General features: G+C 72.0%; 16 protein-coding genes, 1 pseudogene and 1 riboswitch. Of the genes and pseudogenes, 6 read left to right on the plus strand and 11 right to left on the minus strand.

The window, feature by feature from the left end; translation table 11 throughout:
* Window positions 1–5: 5 nt before the first annotated feature.
* Together HCK04_RS15355 and HCK04_RS15360 are read left to right on the plus strand one after the other, a co-directional pair.
* Window positions 6–920, plus strand: a complete 915-nt coding sequence (locus HCK04_RS15355; RefSeq protein WP_205830251.1) for an ROK family protein — start codon at window positions 6–8, stop codon at window positions 918–920.
* 211 nt (window positions 921–1131) lie between these two features.
* Window positions 1132–2316: a glycoside hydrolase family 68 protein gene (locus tag HCK04_RS15360; protein WP_142648003.1), complete on the plus strand. Its 1185-nt coding sequence runs from the start codon at window positions 1132–1134 to the stop codon at window positions 2314–2316.
* Here HCK04_RS15360 and HCK04_RS15365 read toward each other — a convergent pair.
* Window positions 2306–2704, minus strand: a complete 399-nt coding sequence (locus tag HCK04_RS15365; RefSeq protein WP_142648004.1) for a VOC family protein — start codon at window positions 2702–2704, stop codon at window positions 2306–2308. The genes HCK04_RS15360 and HCK04_RS15365 overlap by 11 nt on opposite strands.
* 93 nt (window positions 2705–2797) lie before the next feature.
* Between HCK04_RS15365 and HCK04_RS15370 the strand changes: the two genes are divergently transcribed.
* Window positions 2798–3769 (plus strand): YafY family protein, encoded by a 972-nt coding sequence (locus HCK04_RS15370; RefSeq protein ID WP_142648005.1) that lies wholly within the window; start codon window positions 2798–2800, stop codon window positions 3767–3769.
* A 167-nt stretch (window positions 3770–3936) separates the two neighbouring features.
* Here HCK04_RS15370 and HCK04_RS15375 read toward each other — a convergent pair whose 3' ends face one another.
* Window positions 3937–4581, minus strand: a complete 645-nt coding sequence (locus HCK04_RS15375; RefSeq protein WP_205830253.1) for an alpha/beta hydrolase — start codon at window positions 4579–4581, stop codon at window positions 3937–3939.
* 95 nt (window positions 4582–4676) lie between these two features.
* Between HCK04_RS15375 and HCK04_RS43605 the strand changes: the two genes are divergently transcribed.
* Window positions 4677–5006 (plus strand): MarR family winged helix-turn-helix transcriptional regulator, encoded by a 330-nt coding sequence (locus HCK04_RS43605; protein WP_260617278.1) that lies wholly within the window; start codon window positions 4677–4679, stop codon window positions 5004–5006.
* Between the two features lie 66 nt (window positions 5007–5072).
* Here the strand turns inward: HCK04_RS43605 and HCK04_RS15385 are convergent, their stop codons facing one another.
* From HCK04_RS15385 to HCK04_RS15400, 4 genes are all read right to left on the minus strand, one after another.
* Window positions 5073–5483, minus strand: coding sequence for a C40 family peptidase (locus tag HCK04_RS15385; protein WP_260617274.1), 411 nt, complete (start codon window positions 5481–5483; stop codon window positions 5073–5075).
* Window positions 5484–5716: 233 nt separating this feature from the next.
* A riboswitch (cyclic di-AMP (ydaO/yuaA leader) is annotated at window positions 5717–5875 on the minus strand.
* Between the two features lie 405 nt (window positions 5876–6280).
* The gene (locus tag HCK04_RS15390) at window positions 6281–7372 is read right to left on the minus strand and encodes a hypothetical protein (RefSeq protein WP_142648008.1); all 1092 of its coding nucleotides are present in this window, start codon (window positions 7370–7372) and stop codon (window positions 6281–6283) included.
* Window positions 7373–7446: 74 nt separating this feature from the next.
* Entirely contained in the window at window positions 7447–8256 is an 810-nt protein-coding gene (locus HCK04_RS15395; protein WP_142648009.1) for a hypothetical protein, read from the minus strand.
* A gap of 152 nt (window positions 8257–8408) precedes the next feature.
* Window positions 8409–9617, minus strand: a complete 1209-nt coding sequence (locus HCK04_RS15400; RefSeq protein ID WP_142648010.1) for an FAD-dependent monooxygenase — start codon at window positions 9615–9617, stop codon at window positions 8409–8411.
* 84 nt (window positions 9618–9701) lie between these two features.
* Here HCK04_RS15400 and HCK04_RS15405 point away from each other — a divergent pair, with 84 nt between their 5' ends.
* Entirely contained in the window at window positions 9702–10283 is a 582-nt protein-coding gene (locus HCK04_RS15405; protein ID WP_142648011.1) for a TetR/AcrR family transcriptional regulator, read from the plus strand.
* 219 nt (window positions 10284–10502) lie between these two features.
* On the opposite strand, the gene HCK04_RS15410 is transcribed toward HCK04_RS15405, so the two are convergent.
* Window positions 10503–11492, minus strand: coding sequence for a pirin family protein (locus HCK04_RS15410; RefSeq protein ID WP_142648012.1), 990 nt, complete (start codon window positions 11490–11492; stop codon window positions 10503–10505).
* Between the two features lie 129 nt (window positions 11493–11621).
* Here HCK04_RS15410 and HCK04_RS15415 point away from each other — a divergent pair, with 129 nt between their 5' ends.
* Window positions 11622–12275 carry an HNH endonuclease family protein gene (locus tag HCK04_RS15415; RefSeq protein WP_142648076.1) on the plus strand — a complete coding sequence of 218 codons (654 nt, stop codon included), beginning with the start codon at window positions 11622–11624 and terminating at the stop codon, window positions 12273–12275.
* Window positions 12276–12381: 106 nt separating this feature from the next.
* On the opposite strand, the gene HCK04_RS15420 is transcribed toward HCK04_RS15415, so the two are convergent.
* The 4 genes and pseudogenes from HCK04_RS15420 to HCK04_RS15435 form a co-directional block, all read right to left on the minus strand.
* Window positions 12382–13365 carry an alpha/beta hydrolase gene (locus HCK04_RS15420; protein WP_142648013.1) on the minus strand — a complete coding sequence of 328 codons (984 nt, stop codon included), beginning with the start codon at window positions 13363–13365 and terminating at the stop codon, window positions 12382–12384.
* Window positions 13366–13492: 127 nt separating this feature from the next.
* A complete protein-coding gene (locus HCK04_RS15425; protein ID WP_142648014.1) occupies window positions 13493–14119 on the minus strand; it encodes a GPP34 family phosphoprotein in 627 nt (208 codons plus the stop codon).
* A gap of 183 nt (window positions 14120–14302) precedes the next feature.
* Window positions 14303–14497 (minus strand): annotated as a pseudogene (locus HCK04_RS44205) (hypothetical protein); the annotation flags it as partial.
* A 3-nt stretch (window positions 14498–14500) separates the two neighbouring features.
* Window positions 14501–15427, minus strand: coding sequence for an SPFH domain-containing protein (locus HCK04_RS15435; RefSeq protein WP_142648015.1), 927 nt, complete (start codon window positions 15425–15427; stop codon window positions 14501–14503).
* Window positions 15428–15476 lie beyond the last annotated feature (49 nt).

Here is a 15476-nt window from a genome sequence, read left to right on the forward strand (position 1 = left end):
CGCGAGTGGACGGAACTGCCCCGTTCTTCGGGGGAATCGAGGCGGGCGGGACGAAGTGGGTGTGCGCGGTCGCCGACGCCGGGGGAGAGGTCCTCGCGACCGAGGTGATCCCCACGACCACGCCGGAGACGACCATCGGCGCCGCGCTGCGGTTCTTCGGCGGCCATCCGCCCATCGCCGCGCTCGGCATCGGCACCTTCGGCCCGGTGGACGTGCGGCCGGGCTCGCCGACGTACGGCCGCATCCTGGCCACGCCCAAGCCGGGCTGGGCGGACGTCGACGTCGTCTCCCCCTTCCGCGCCGAGCTGGGCGTACCGGTCCGTCTGGACACGGACGTCAACGCCGCCGCGTTGGGGGAATGGCGCCGTGGAGCGGGCGCGGGGCTCGGCACGATCGCGTACATGACCGTGGGCACCGGCATCGGTGTGGGGGCGGTGGTGAACGGCGGGCTCGTGCACGGGCTCCTGCATCCGGAGTTCGGGCACATCCGCATCCCGCACGACACGGGCAGGGACCCGTTCGCGGGGAGCTGCCCCTTCCACGGCGACTGCCTCGAAGGGCTTGCGTCGGGCGAGGCGATGCGCCGCCGGTGGGGGCGTCGTGCCGAGCACCTGGACGACCCGTCGGCCTGGGAGCTCGAGGCCGGATACATCGCCCTCGCGCTCGTGAACCTGACCTACGCGCTGTCGCCCGAGCGGATCGTCGTCGGCGGGGGCGTCGCCAAGCACCCCGCGCTGCTGCCCGCCGTGCGGGCGCGGCTGCTCACCCTCACCGCCGGTTATCCGGGGCCGCCGGTGCCCGCCGGTCCTGCGGCGATGGACGAGTACGTCACCGGCCCCGCCCTCGGCGACCGTTCGGGGGTGGCCGGAGCCGTGGAGCTCGCACGCGCGGCGCGGTCCGAGGCGCCCGCGTCGTGGTGACGCTTTCTGAGACGTGCGGGGAGACGCCCCGCGCGATGGATTCGGAGGTTCTTCTGATGGCTCCACGGGGGCGGCGAGACGGCACGCCCGGACCGGAGGCCCGGTCCTGCGCGCACGAGGTGCTCGCCGGGGGACGGCGACGTGACCGGGGACGGCGACGTGACCGGGGACGGCGACGTGACCGGGGACGGCGACGTGACGGGGGAATCGCGTGAACGGCGTCGCGGAACCGGTGCGGGGCGAGCCCGCACGCTGGACGCGGCGGCACCTCGCCGCGCCGGTCGGCGGCCCGGCGACGACGGCGCCGGTCATTGGCCTTCCCGCGCCGCCGCGCGTGCTGCCCCACGACGACGTCTGGGATCTGTGGCCGATCCAGGAGGAGGACGGCTCGACGACCGTGGTCGGGGGCCGCGAGTTGTGGATCGCGCTCGCCGCGCCCGCCCTCGGCCACCCCGAGGAGCGTCACGACCACGCCCGTCTCCGGCTGCTCGGCAGGGACGCCGGCGGCTGGACCGACCTCGGCCACGTCTTCGCCGACGGCGCCTCGCCGGGCAGCCGCGAATGGTCGGGATCGACGGTCCGCAGACCGGACGGCACGGTGTCGGTGTTCTACACGGCCGCCGGCCGCCGAGGTGAGGCCCGCCCGACGTTCACCCAGACCGTCGTGGAGGCCCGCGCCCGGCTGGTGACCGACGGCGGCCGGATCCTGCTCGACCCGGCCGCCGAGCACCGGGAGGTCCTCCGTTCGGACGGCGTGACCTACCTGCCGGCCGACGACATCGAGGGCGGACCCGGGCGCATCAAGGCGTTCCGCGATCCCGGCTGGTTCCGCGACCCCGCCGACGGACGCGAATATCTGCTCGTCGCCGCGTCCGTCGCGGCGTCACCCGGCGCGGGCCACGCCTTCATGGGCGCGGTGGCCCTCGCCGCGGCGACGCCGGGCGGCTGGTCGCTGCGGCCGCCCCTCCTCGTGGCCGACGGAGTCAACCACGAGATCGAACGGCCCCACATCGTGGTGCACGGGTCGTCGTACTACCTCTTCTTCTGCACGCAGCGGCAGTCGTTCCACCCGAGGGGAAGCGCCCCCACCGGGCTCTACGGCTTCGTCGCGCCCACCCTCGCCGGGCCGTACACGCCGCTGAACGGCTCGGGGCTCGTGCTGGCCAATCCGGCGGAAGAGCCCGACCAGGCGTACGCCTGGCTGGTCCTGCCCGACCTGAAGGTCGTGAGCTTTCTCAACTACCGCTCCATCGGAGGGCCGGATCCGTGGACGGCCGGGCCCGGCGCGGCGCGGGCCGCCTTCGGCGGGACGATCGCGCCGGTGCTCGAACTCACCCTGCGCGAGGACGCCACCTCCGTGGTCGTTCCCGCGTCGGCGGGAGCCGTCAGCGGGTGAACCTCGCGATTGCCTCCGGGGTGACGGGGGTGAAGAAGTTGACCAGGTTGCCGTCGGGGTCGCGGAGCAGGAGCGACCGGTTGCCCCACGGCATCGTGGTGGGCTCCTGGACGAACTCCTCGACGTGGCCGGTCAGGCTCCGGTGCACGCCGTCCACGTCGTCGACGAGGAACTCGACGATCACGCTGTGGTCGGCGGACGGCCGGGCGGCGCCGGGTGCGAAGAGCGGGACGGTGCGGGTGCTGCCGATCGCGAGGGTCGCGGAGGCGGTCTTGATCTCGGCGAATTCCGCGCTCGCCCAGCGTGCCCGCACGCCCGTGGCCCGCTCGTAGAAGCCCGCGAGGCGCGCGACGTCGTCGGTGATGATGCGGATCGACACGAAGTCCATGGTGATCTCCCTGGTTCCCGGGTTGTTCGTCCCGGGAACACTAGGGCGGATACCGGACAGAAACCGCCCAGTATTGTCACTAGATTGTGTGACGTGGCCCGACCGACTCATCGCGTTCTCACGCTGCTGGAGCTCCTGCAGTCGGGCGGCACGCGGACGATGGCCGAGCTCGCCGACCGGCTCGGGGTCGACGAGCGCACCGTGCGGCGATATGTGGACCACCTGATCGACCTCGATGTGCCCGTCGAGTCGGTGCGCGGCCGATACGGCGGCTATCGCCTCGCCCCCGGATATCGCATGCCCCCGCTCATGCTGAGCGACGACGAGGCGCTCGCCGTGCTGCTCGGCCTGGTCGCCGGTCGCCGCGCGGGGCTGACGACGGCGGCGGGCACGGCGAGCGAGACGGCGGCGGCCAAGATCCGGCGCGTTCTGCCCGAGCGGCTCGCCCGCAGGCTCGACACCGTGCTCGAATCCCTCGCCTTCACGGCCCCGCCCGGCGAGTCCGCCGTTCCCGAGACCGCCGTGTTGCTCTGCGTCGCCGACGCGGTGCGCCATCACCGGCCGATCTCGATCAGGTATACCGCCGCCGATGGTCGGCGCAGCGAGCGCACGCTGCATCCGTACGGGCTCGTCGCCCATTCGGGCCGGTGGTACGTCACGGGCGCGGATCCGGAGATCGGCGAGGACCGGACCTTCCGGCTGGATCGCATCGCGGACGCGAGGACGCTGCCCGGCTCGTTCGAGCCGCCCGCCGGGTTCGATCCGGCGCAGCACGTCCTGGCCGGATTCGCGACGGCTCGATATCGGTACGACGTGGTGCTGCGGATCCAGGGGACGGTCGAGCAGATCCGCGCCCGGCTTCCCGCCGCCGTCGCGACCCTGGCGGATCCCGGGGACGAGGGCTGGCTCCGCGTCGAGGTGCGCGCGGAGCGGCTCGACTGGCTGCCTCCGGTGCTCGCCTCACTCGACCGGCCGTTCGTCATCGAGCGGCCGGACGAGCTGCGCGACCGTGTCGCGGCGCTCGCGGACCGGCTCGCGGCTTCCGCCCGCAGGACCGCAGAGTGACTGCGGGCGGGTGACTGCGGGCGGGTGACTGCGGGCGGGTGACTGCGGGCGGGTGACTGCGGGCTAAGCGCTGGTCGCCGGCGAACCGGCCGCGTGCAGATGGCGGTCGATCGCGGCGAAGGTGGCCGCCGGCTGTTCGATGTGCGGCAGGTGACCGGCCTCCGGGATCACCTCCAGCCGGCCGTTGGCGAAGGCGCCGGCGTAGGCGGCTCCGTAGGCGGGGGTGACGATCCGGTCGCTCTCCCCCACACCAGGAGCGCGGGCACGTCGACGTGCCGCAACCGGCGGAGCAGTTTGGGATCGTGCATGTAGGGGTCGCCCGCCAGCGTGCGCATGGTGGCCATGTCGGCCGCCCGGGCTGCGAGCTGGTCGGCGGGGACGCCGGCCGGGTCGACGTAGAAGCGCTGCGAGTCGTGCCAGGCGTATTCGGCCACGCCGCGCGCGTCCAGGGCGAAGAAGTCGCGGATCGGCTCGCCGGGGACGTCCACGCCCACGGCGTCGACCAGCACCAGCCCGGTGATGATCCCCGCCGTGTCGCGTACGGCCATCTCGGCGGCGGTCCAGCCGCCGAGGGAGGAGCCGGCGACGAGAACGTCGCGCAACCCCAGGCGATGCAGGCAGTGCAGGTAGGCGAGGGCGAGGTCGTCGATGCCGGTGAGCCACGGGGGACGGTCGGTGCCGTCCCAGCCGGGATGCACGGGCGTCAGGGTGTGTGCCGTCCGGGAGAGGTGCCCGGCGAGCCCGGCGACCGTGGCGGGGCCGCCGCCGCCGTGCAGGATCAGGGCCGGTCTGCCGGTGCCGGCCTCCGACATGGTGAGGGACAGGTCGCGATCTGCAACAACTCGGGCGGGCGGTCAAACAGGTCCAATATCGGCAGCACCGGGCCCTGGAGAGCGGGCTGTCGGCGATCGGCGCGACGCTCGCCCAGTGGGACGCCCTCCGGGCGATCAGCCGTACCCCCGGGGCGTCGGCCCGGGAGCTGGCCGCGGCGACGTTCCAGACCGAGCAGGCCTTCGGCACCCTCGCCGGGCGGCTCGTGGCCCAGGGATGGATCGAACGCAGGCCCGGGCACGGCAGGCGCATCGAGCACCATCTCACCCCTTCCGGCGAGCGGGTCCTGGAAGCCGGGCACAAGGTCGCCGACGAGGTGCTCGCCAGGTGCTACACCGCCCTGCCGGACGCGGACCGCGCGACCCTGCTGGCCCTGCTCCGGCGCCTCGTCGTGGAGGACGCGTAGCCTCCGGCCACGCCCTCGGCGGAGATGCGCTGCGCGGCGGCGCGTCTCCACCGAGGGCGTCCCGGGTCAGACGCCGGGGCGTACGGCGGTGAGGAAGCTGCCCCTCCAATAGGCGTTGAGCCTGTCGACACTGACCACCGCGCCGCTGTGGGGGGCGCTGATCACCTTCCTGTGCCCGAGATACATGCCCACGTGGCCGCCGCCACTGGTGAAGATGAGGTCGCCGGGCTTGAGGTGCGACAGCGAGACCCTCTTCTTGGCGTGCCTGAGCATCGCCCACGTCGTACGCGGGAGCTTGACGCCGGCCTTGCGCCAGGCGAACTGGACCAGCCCGGAGCAGTCGAACGCTCCTGGGCCCGTGGCGCCCCACACGTACGGGTCGCCGAGCTGCTTCTTCGCCACCTTGATGGCGCGCTCGGCCTTCTCCTGCTGGAGAGCCGCCTTGGTGAGCTTCCTCGTGGCGGAGTTCTCGGCCACGGGCGCGGGATGCAGGGGGGTGGTCGTTGTGGGGGGCACGGGCGGGATGACCGCCGAGGTGAGGGCGGGGGCGGGGGCGGGGGCCGGGGGTGGGGATGTCACCGTCGCGGACGCGGCGGCTGCGGGGAGTGCGCTCAATGCTCCGGCCGACGCGGTGAGCGCCGCGCTACCGATCGTGACGCAGGCGATGCGGAGCAGAGTGGTGGAGTTGGTGGACAGGAGGATCTCTCCCTTTGGTCTTCCGCTTGCGCCTACCGGGTTAGCTGACGGATTCGGGCAGGGAAGATCGCCCTACGGCGCCGGCGCGCCGATTCACCCCAGACCTTCGTCGAAGGTCGATTGGTTCCCCGGCTCCGAGCCTCCTAGCTGCTCGGATTCGGCATCACCGGCGCCCAGGGGGGCGGAGAGGCGGGGCGACGGCGACTGTGGATGGTCGAACCCGGCGGGGCCGGGTTCGTAACGACGAGGTCACGTGGATCCCGCCGATGGGCAAGGAAACTACCAAGAGCCCCATATATCCGCAAAGAGCATCAAAAGGATAAGAAGCGCATAAAAGGGATCAAATGCGCGAAGTTGCAGGTCAGAGTGCATCTGCGGAAGAGATGTGGCGCTGGTCACGCTCGTCCCATGGTGGGCCTGACCTGCGGAGGAAGGCGAGTAAGCCCTGTCGGCGGCGTACATCCTGACCCTGGCGGCCTTCGGCCCCTCGGCTGCCCGCCTGTGGTCCGGGGGGCGTTGATCGTCGCTTGCGCCGCCCGGCTGCCGCCCTGCACGAGCGGGCGTGACCTGCCGGATGGCTAGTTCGTACGCCAGAAGGCGCCGTTGGCGGAGGGGTCGTCGGGGTCGCCCTGCGGCGCGGTGAACCCGGCGCCCCACAGCGTCGTCGTCCCGGGCCTGCGCGCGATCGAGAACAGGGCGGCGTCGGTGCCGGCCTTCCGGGGGATCGGGGTGCTCCGCCACGTCGAACCCGTGACATGCCACAGGGTGGAGTTCCAGTCGCTCTGCACGATCCACACGCCGCCCGCGCCGTCGGGCTCCACCTCCGTGTACGGCTGGGCGTTGACGGCGCCGACCGAGGCGGTCCACGAGCGGCCGTTCCAGTGCATGACCAGGGGGCGGTCGTAGATCTTGTCGTCGCCCTGGTCGTCGGCGCCCTCCCAGCTCACGCCGCCGACGGCCCACACGTTGCGGGGGCCGAGGACGGCGATGTCGGTGAGCACCGCGGCGGCGTCGCGAGCGGGCAGTTTGATCGCGGGGGTGGGCACCAGCGCCCAGGACTTCCCGTTCCACCGCATGATCGCGGGACGGGTGCCCTTGGCCCCCGCCGCCCAGACGTCACCGGCCTTGTACGCGTCGACGGCGGCGGCGTGGGCCGGCAGCGGGACGCTCCGCCACGACGACCCGTTCCAGTGCCTGGCCGAGGCCGAGGAGTCGGCGACCGCCCAGACGTCCTTCGCGCCCGTGCCGTCGGCGTCCGTCGTGGAGAAGCCGCTGCCGAGCGAGAAGGTGGTCCATGTCCGGCCGTTCCACCGGCTCGCCTTCCCCGGGCCGAAGACCCACACGTTCTTGTCCGAGCCGGCGGTCACGGCCGTCAGCTCGTACGACGGGCTGCCGGGGAGCACCTTCCACGATCGGCCGTCGAACCGCTCGACCAGGCCCCGCCGCGTGCCGTTCACGACCCGGTGGCCGGCCGCCCACACCGACCCGTTGCCGAGGACCGTCACGTCGTCGAGCACGTCGTCCCCGGGCAGGGTGTTCACCTTGGCCAGCCGCCACGTGGGCGCGGTCTCCCCGGCCTGGCCGCCCTGGTGGGCCGCTCCCGAGGCCGCCGCGGCCGGCAGGAACGCCAGCCCGATCGCCGATATGCCCGAGACGAGTACGGTGCGCACGATGCTTCCCCTTCCGCTCACCAGTACGACGTTTGACCGAGGGGAGTCGTTCACACGTCGCGGAAGGGCCGGAGTCACTTCTTCTCCGTCCACGGCTCGTACGCGTCGTCACCGGGGAGCACCCAGATCTTCGCGTCGGGCCTGACCAGGCTCCGCACCCGCGTCACCACGCCGGTCGTCTTCGAGACCCGGTAGACCGTCACTCCGGTTTCGGTCTTCGACCGGACGACCAGGTGTCCCGCCTTGTCGAAGTCGAGGTCGTCGATCCGCCGCCCGCGCGGGAGCCGTACGGTCACGGTGCGGCTCGCCTTGCCGGTGCGCAGGTCGACCAGGCGCAGCGTGCGCGACTTCGGCCACGAGCCGACCGGCTCCGCCGCCGTGACGTGGTCGTTCGCCAGGGCCGTCGCCCACAGCCGCGTCTTCGACCGCAGGCGGGTGCGCAGCCCCCGGTCGAACACCGTCATCCGGCCGTCTTCCCCTTGCATCAGCAGCCGCGCGCCGTCCGGGCTGAATCCCGCGAAGTTCCAGGTGTCCGTCTTTCCGGGCAGCGGCAGGCTCCTGCCCTTCCGCAGGTCCAGCAGGGCTCCCAGGCCCGGTGCCGAGGTCTTGGTGACCACGAAACCGCCGTCGTACGACACCGACGGCCATTCTTCGCCGGTCGTGGCCACGGTTAGGTCGCGGATCACATGTTCCCTGCCGTGCAGGGTCCGCTCGGCGAACCGGCCGTCCGACTTGCGGAAGTAGAAGAAGCGCCGGCCGTCCCCGCTGACCAGGAACGCGGCCCGCGCCCCCGGGTTGACCGCGTCGGGGGCGCCACGGCGAGCGCTTCCGGCACCTTCACCACGTGTCCGTCGGTCAGCACCAGTTCCCAGGTGTGCGTCCACCTGGCGTACGCGATCGTGACCGGAGTGGCGGCCGTCGCGGGCTGCCCGCCCAGCGCAACGGCGGCCAGGACGAGTGTCGCGAGAACCGTGCGCAGTCTCATGCGGGGTGAGATGCCGGACAACCCGGAAATGTTGCCGGTGCGTGCGGGTGGCTACGCGGCCTGGGCCCGGTAGTCCCTGATCGTGATCGCGGTCGCGGCCTTGCGGATCGGCTCGGTGACCCGCTCGATCATGCGGTTCCTGCCCGGCAGGTGCGGCATCAGCCGCAGCATCAGCATCTGGAACCGGATCTGCGCCGCGGACTTCAGCACCATGCCCCTGAGGTTGCCCTCGGCGAGCTTCTGGTTCTCCTCCACGAAGTGCCGCAGCTCGCGCTCGTACGCGGTGAAGGCGGCGGCGTGGTCTCCCGCGGCCTCGGCGAGGCAGCCCGCGAGAACGTAGGCGCCGACCAGGGCCAGGCTGGTGCCCTGACCGGACGCGGGCGAGGCCGAGTAGGCCGCGTCGCCGACGAGTGTCACCCGGCCCGACGACCAGTGGTCCATGCGCACCTGGCTGATCGAGTCGAGATAGAAGTCGGGCGCGTCCTCCATGGCGTCGAGGAGGCGCGGAACCTCCCAGCCCTGGCCGGAGAAGAGGCCGGCGAGCAGCTTCTTCTGCTGGGCGGGGTCGCGCCGGTCGTACTCCAGCGGCGGCGAGGAGAACAGGAACATCGCCTTGGCGTCGTCGGCGCGCGCCGTGCTGTACATCCCGGTGCTCCTGCCCGGCGCCGGATGCATCATCTCCGTGCGGTCCAGGCCGAGGTGGTTCGGCACCGTGAAGATCGAGATGTAGTGCCCGAGGTCGTGGACGAACCGCGACTCCTCGCCGAAGGCCAGCGCGCGCACGTTCGAGTGCAGGCCGTCGGCCCCCACCACCACGTCGAACGTGCGAGGAGCGCCGTTCGCGAAGGTGACGTGCACTCCTTCGGGGGTTTCCCGCAGGGCGGTGATGGAGTCGTCGAAGACGTACTCGACGCCGTCTCCGGCCGCCGCGTGCAGGAGCCGGGTGAGGCCGCCGCGCATGATCTCGACGTCGTCGCCCTCGCGGCCGCCGAACAACTGCGCGCTCATCGTGCCGATCTGCCGGCCCCGGGCGTCGACGAAACGCGCGACCCGCATGTCCGTGCTGTGCCGCCGCACCTCGTCGAGCAGGCCCATGCGGGAGACGACGTCGAGCGCCGCTCCCCGGATGTCGATCTTGTAGCCGCCGTCCCGCAGGGAGGGGGCGCGCTCGACGACGGTCACCGCGAAGCCGTGCTCGCGGAGCCAGTACGCCAGCGTCAGCCCGGCGACGCTTCCACCGGAGATCAGGATGTTCGTCATGCCAGGAACTGTACAAGCGTCTTAATCATCTGTCTAGCACGATTGTCCAAGACATTTGTGTGAACCGTAGGCTAGGCTCTGAGCATGGGAAACCGGGAAGATCTGCTCGCGGGCGCCAAGCGGTGCCTGATGGAGAAGGGATACTCCGGCACCACCGCGCGTGACATCGCGGCGGCCGCCGGCACGAGCCTCGCCGCCATCGGCTATCACTTCAGATCGACGAAGGCCCTGCTCGACGCGGCCCTCATCGAGGCGATGGAGGAGTGGGGAAAGGAGATCGAGCAGACCCTCGCCGCGGACGCGTCACTCGGCGGCTCGCCCGCGCAGCGGTTCGAGGCGACCTGGACGCGGATCATCGAGTCGTCCGCCGCGATGCGGCCGCTGTGGGCCATCCAGTTCGAGCTCATCGCCCAGATGGACCGGCAGCCGGAGCTGCGCGAGGCGTTCGCCGCGGCCAACCGGCAGGCGAAGCTGGGCCTGGCGGCGATCTTCGAACATCTGGATCCGGCCGCGGACGAACGCAAGGCCATGGCCGTCGGCGCGTTCTACCAGGCGCTGCTCGGCGGGATGGCGTCCCAGTGGCTCGTGGATCCCGAGCAGGCTCCGTCGGCCCGCGATCTCCTCGAAGCGCTGCGTACGATCAGCGGGCGGCTCGGAACGGAGTGACGGCGGAAATCGCGGCTCCGCCGCGTGAGGCCGGCCGAGCGGCGGGTGGGCGCGCCCCAGCGCGTTTTGACGCGCTCCGGCACGCGCCCGGCGCGCCCGGCGTGCTCTGGCACCCTCCCAGCGCGCGCGGCGTGCTCTGGCACCCTCCCAGCGCGCCCGGCGCGCTCCTCGGCCGGCCTGCTTACCGGCGCCCGCCGGGTGGGCGGGCGCCGGTTGGGGTCAGTCCGTCGTGGACAGGGGTCCGTCGGCGTGCGGAACCCGCTCGGCGGGGATGACGCCCAGGCGGCCCGCCTGGTAGTCCTCCATCGCCTGGATGATCTCGGCGCGGGTGTTCATCACGAACGGCCCGTAGTGCACGACCGGCTCACGGATCGGCCGCCCGCCGAGCAGCAGCACCTCAAGATTGGGCTCGGCCTGCGGCTGGGCGGTGTCCGCCGCGAGGGTGAGCGACCCGCCCGGGCCGAAGACGGCGAGCTGTCCCTTGCGGATCGGCCGCCGCTCGGCGCCCACGGTGCCCTGACCGGCCAGAACGTAGGCGAGGGCGTTGAACTCCGGGTTCCACGGCAGGTCGAGCCGGGCGCCGGGGCTGACGGTGGCGTGCACCATCGTGATCGGGGTGAACGTGACGCCCGGGCCCGCGTGCCCGTCCAGATCACCGGCGATCACCCGCAGCAGCGCGCCGCCGTCGGCAGAGGCGAGCAGCGCCGCCTCCTTCCCCCGGATGTCCTGGTAGCGCGGCAGGTGGAACTTGTGCGCGCGAGGAAGGTTCACCCACAGCTGGATGCCGTGGAAGAGCCCGCCCGAGACCACCAGGTGCTCCGGGGGCTTCTCGATGTGCAGCAGGCCGGACCCGGCGGTCATCCACTGAGTGTCGCCGTTGGTGATGGTGCCGCCGCCGCCGTTGGAGTCCTGGTGCTCGAAGATGCCGTCGATGATGTAGGTGACCGTCTCGAAACCGCGGTGCGGGTGCCACGGCGTGCCCTTCGGCTCGCCGGGGGCGTACTCGACCTCGCCCATCTGGTCCATGTGGATGAACGGGTCGAGCATCTGCTGCGGCACTCCGGCGAACGCACGCCGTACGGGGAAGCCTTCGCCCTCGAAACCGCTGGGCGCGGTCGTCACCGAGCGAACGGGGCGTGGTGCCGCGACGGCGGGGTCCGGCGCGGCGACGTGCGGCAGTGTCAGGGTGTCGGCGGTGACAGCGGGCATGGCCGCCTCCTAATTGAATGTTCAACTTCCCTTGAAACGATCGGCGATCGTCCGGCATTCCCCGAAGATCGCCCGGTGCCTTTCGCATATCGTCACGCCCCACGGGGAGGGACTGATATGGCTGAACGCATGATCTCCGTACCTCGCACCCTCCGGGCCGCCGCGCTCTCCCTTGCCGTCCTTCCGATCACCGCTGTCGCGATCGCCCCGCAGGCCGCCGCCGACGCCCGCGGCCGGGCGGACGCGGGCGCGTCGGCCAGCCGCATGCTGGCGGATCTGAGGGTGGCCAAGCCGTTGTCAATACGCGGTTACAGCCACCGGCGGTTCCAGCCGCGATGGGCGCAACACAAGGGGGAGTGCGACGCACGGGAGGTGGTCCTCGCCCGCCAGGGCCGGGGCGTACGGAGGAACGCGGCGTGCCAGGCCGTGAAGGGCGTCTGGCACAGCCCGTACGACGGCAAGGTGCTGAAGAGCGTGAAGGAGATCGACGTCGACCACGTCGTCCCCCTGGCGTACGCCTGGCGCTCCGGCGCGAAGAGATGGAGCCAGGCGAAGCGGCGCGCGTTCGCCAACGACCTGAGCCGCCCCGAGCTGGTCGTGGTGAGCCACTCCGTCAACATCGCCAAGGGAGGCCAGGGACCGCAGAGCTGGCGTCCGCCGCGCCGCGCCTACTGGTGCCGCTACGCGACCTCGTGGATCACGGTGAAGCACCACTACCGGCTCTTCGTGACCCGTAAGGAGAGGACCGCCCTGCTCAACATGCTCCGTACGTGCGGCAGGTGAACGCCGCGAGGCGATCGGCGGCCCGGGATCGGCCCAGCTCTTTCCGGATGCGGGCGAGCACGTCGAGCCGTGCCGGGAGGCCGGACCGGCACGGCGGAGCGTGTCTTCAGGCGGTGGGCAGGGCGGCGAGCCATTCGGTCAGGAGCCGGTTGACCTCGGCGGGACGTTCCTGCTGCACCCAGTGGCCGCAGCCGTCCAGCAGGTGGGAGGAGACCAGCCCGGGAAGGGTCGCGGGGAAGGCGTCGATCGCGCCGGCCATCCAGGTCACGGAGGCGTCCGAACTGCCGCCGATGAACAGGGAGGGCTGCTTGACGGGGGCCCCGCGGAAACCGGCGAGGTCCTCCCAGTCGCGGTCCATGTTGCGATAGCGGTTGAGCGCGCCGGTCATGCCGGTGCGTTCGAACTCCCCGGCGTACACCTCCAGGTCGTCCTCCGTGAGCCAGGACGGCAGCGGCCCGCCGGGGAACCGGTCGCGCAGCGTCGCCCCCGGGCTGACGAAGTGCGGGGCGGGAGCGTCGGGGCCGGGCATGGTGTCGCCGGACAGCGCCGCGTAGATGCCCGCGAGCCAGCCCCGCACGTCGGGTTCGATCTCGGCCTCGGCACGGCCGGGCTCCTGGAAGTAGGAGATGTAGAACTCCTGGTCACCGCTCATCCGGGCGAAGACGTCGGTGGGCCGGGGGCCGCCGGGCGGAGTGTAGGGCACGCTCAGCAGCCCCACCGCGCGGAACACCTCGGGGTGCAGCAGGGCGGACGTGGCCGCGATGGGGGAGCCCCAGTCATGACCGATGATCACCGCGGACTCCTCGCCCAGGGCGCGCACCAGCGCGACGTTGTCCTCCACCAGGGCGAGCATCCGGTAGCCGTCCACCGCGGCGGGCTTCGAGGATCGGCCGTAACCGCGGACGTCGAGCGCGACGGCCCGATATCCGGCCTGCGCGAGCGCCGGAAGCTGATGGCGCCAGGAGTACCACGACTCGGGGAAGCCGTGGACGAGCAGCACCAGCGGCCCGGTCCCCCGCTCCGCGACATGGATCCGGCCGCCCGGCACGGACACCGTACGATGCGTGATCTCTGCGACGTGGTGCGACATGCGTCTCCTCCAAGTGGCGGTGCTCCAGGCCTTGTCCGCTCCGCGAGAGCCGCCACCGATCATCCCGCCGGCCTGGCCGTTCGCCCGAATCCCGTTGCCGGATCGGCAAATCTCATGCGGCCCGCCCTCAGCCGCCGCTCATGGCGTGGGCCTGCTGGATGACCTTGCGGAGGGCCGGTGTCGCCGGGCCGCCGCGTTCGGACAGCAGGGCGATGCGCTGCTTGTACGCCCGTCGCCTGGCGCGCGGGAGGATCGTCCCGAGCTCCGCCGCCGCGGCCAGGCCGACAAGGGCGGCCTCGTGGTCCCCGACGCGGGAGACCGGGCCGGTGAGAGCGGCGGAGACCCGCGTCGCGAGTCGCTTCACCACTCGCGTGTCGCGTACGCGGACGTGGCTCCGGTTGAAGACGAGGAACGGCTGTCGCAGCTCGACCCTGATCCAGCGTTTCGTCTCCAGCTCGTCGCGGACCGCCCGGGCCGTCGCGCGGGTGTCCTTGCCGATCCAGTGCCGCCACGGCCGGGGCCCCGACTGGGCGATCTGGTGCAGCAGGCCGTCGAGAACCGGGTCGGCGAGCCGCTCCTCCGACACCACGCGCACCTTGCCGCCGTCGTCGGCGATCCGGCCGGTCAGCAGCAGGTCGGTGAGCGCGGCGGCGCGCAGCAGGTAGGGGAAGCGGAAGTTCGTCACCACCCGCTCCTTGCGGGGGTCGTAGGCCAGCAGGTAGAGCTGGGCCGTCAGGGAGCGGGGGACGTCCACGGAGCTGCCTTCCTCTCAGTCGTCGTGTGGATCGGCGGCGGGCGGACCGGCGGCGGGCGGACCGGCGGTGGGCGGACCGGCGGTGGGCGGATCGGCGGTGGGCGGATCGGCGGTGGGCGGATCGGCGGTGGGCGGATCGGTGACGGGAGGCTTCGTGACGGGAGCCTCCGGAGGCGGGGCCTCCTTCTTGGCGGGCCTGCCGCGCCGGGGGATGCGACCGGCGTTGCCGGGCAGCCGTCCCGCCTCCGACAGCGCCCGGCGCAGCAGGAACTCGATCTGGGCGTTGGTGCTGCGTAGTTCGTCGCCGGCCCAGCGGGCCAGCGCGTCGTGCACCGCCGGGTCCAGCCTGAGCAGGATGCTCTTTCTTTCGGTCGCCACGGTCTAGTGGTACAGGGAGCCGGTGTTCACCACGGGCTGCACGTCGCGGTCGCCGCACAGGACGACGAGCAGGTTGCTGACCATGGTGGCCTTGCGCTCCTCGTCGAGCTCGATCACGTCGTGCTCGTCGAGGCGGGCCAGGGCGGCCTCGACCATGCCGACCGCGCCGTCCACGATCCGCTGGCGGGCCGCGACGACCGCTCCGGCCTGCTGGCGGCGCAGCATCGCCTGCGCGATCTCGGGGGCGTACGCCAGGCGGGTGATGCGCGACTCGATGACCTTGACCCCGGCGGAGGCCACCCGGGCCTGGATCTCGGCCGACAGGCGGCCGGTGATCTCCTCGGCGTTCTGCCGCAGGGACAGCATGTCGTCGTGCCCGTCGTACGGGTAGCTGCCGGCGATGTGACGCACCGCGGTCTCGGTCTGGAAGGCGACGAACTCCACGAAGTCGTCGACCTCGAAGACGGCCTTCGCCGTGTCCTCGACCTGCCACACGACCACGGCGGCCATCTCGATCGGGTTGCCGTCGGCGTCGTTGACCTTGGTGATGTCGGTCTCGTGGTTGCGGATCCGGGTCGACACCCGGCGCTTCTGCGTGAAGGGAGCCACGAACCGGAGGCCGGGCGTGCGGACCGTGCCCACGTAGCGGCCGAGCAACTGGATCACGCGTGCCTCGCCGGGGGCGACCGCGGTGAGCCCGCTGAAGACGACGATGGCCGTCAGGAGGAGCAGCACCCCGGCGATGATCAGCGCCGCTCCCGTGCCGCCGTTGCCGCCGGCCGCGACGACGGCTCCGATCGGGATCAGCGCGAACGGGCTCAGCAGGGCGAGCAGGGCCAGGACCAGCAGCGGCCACCCGGCCGTCGCCCGCGCCGTCCGCTCGTGGGTCTGGGGGGCCGGCATGTCGACGGAGATCTGCAGGTCTGTCATGTCTTCTCCTCGGTGTCTAGCACGACACTAGCAAAGTGATATCACTTTT

It is taken from the genome of Microbispora sp. CL1-1, assembly GCF_012034195.1.
Taxonomy (GTDB): Bacteria; Actinomycetota; Actinomycetes; order Streptosporangiales; family Streptosporangiaceae; genus Microbispora.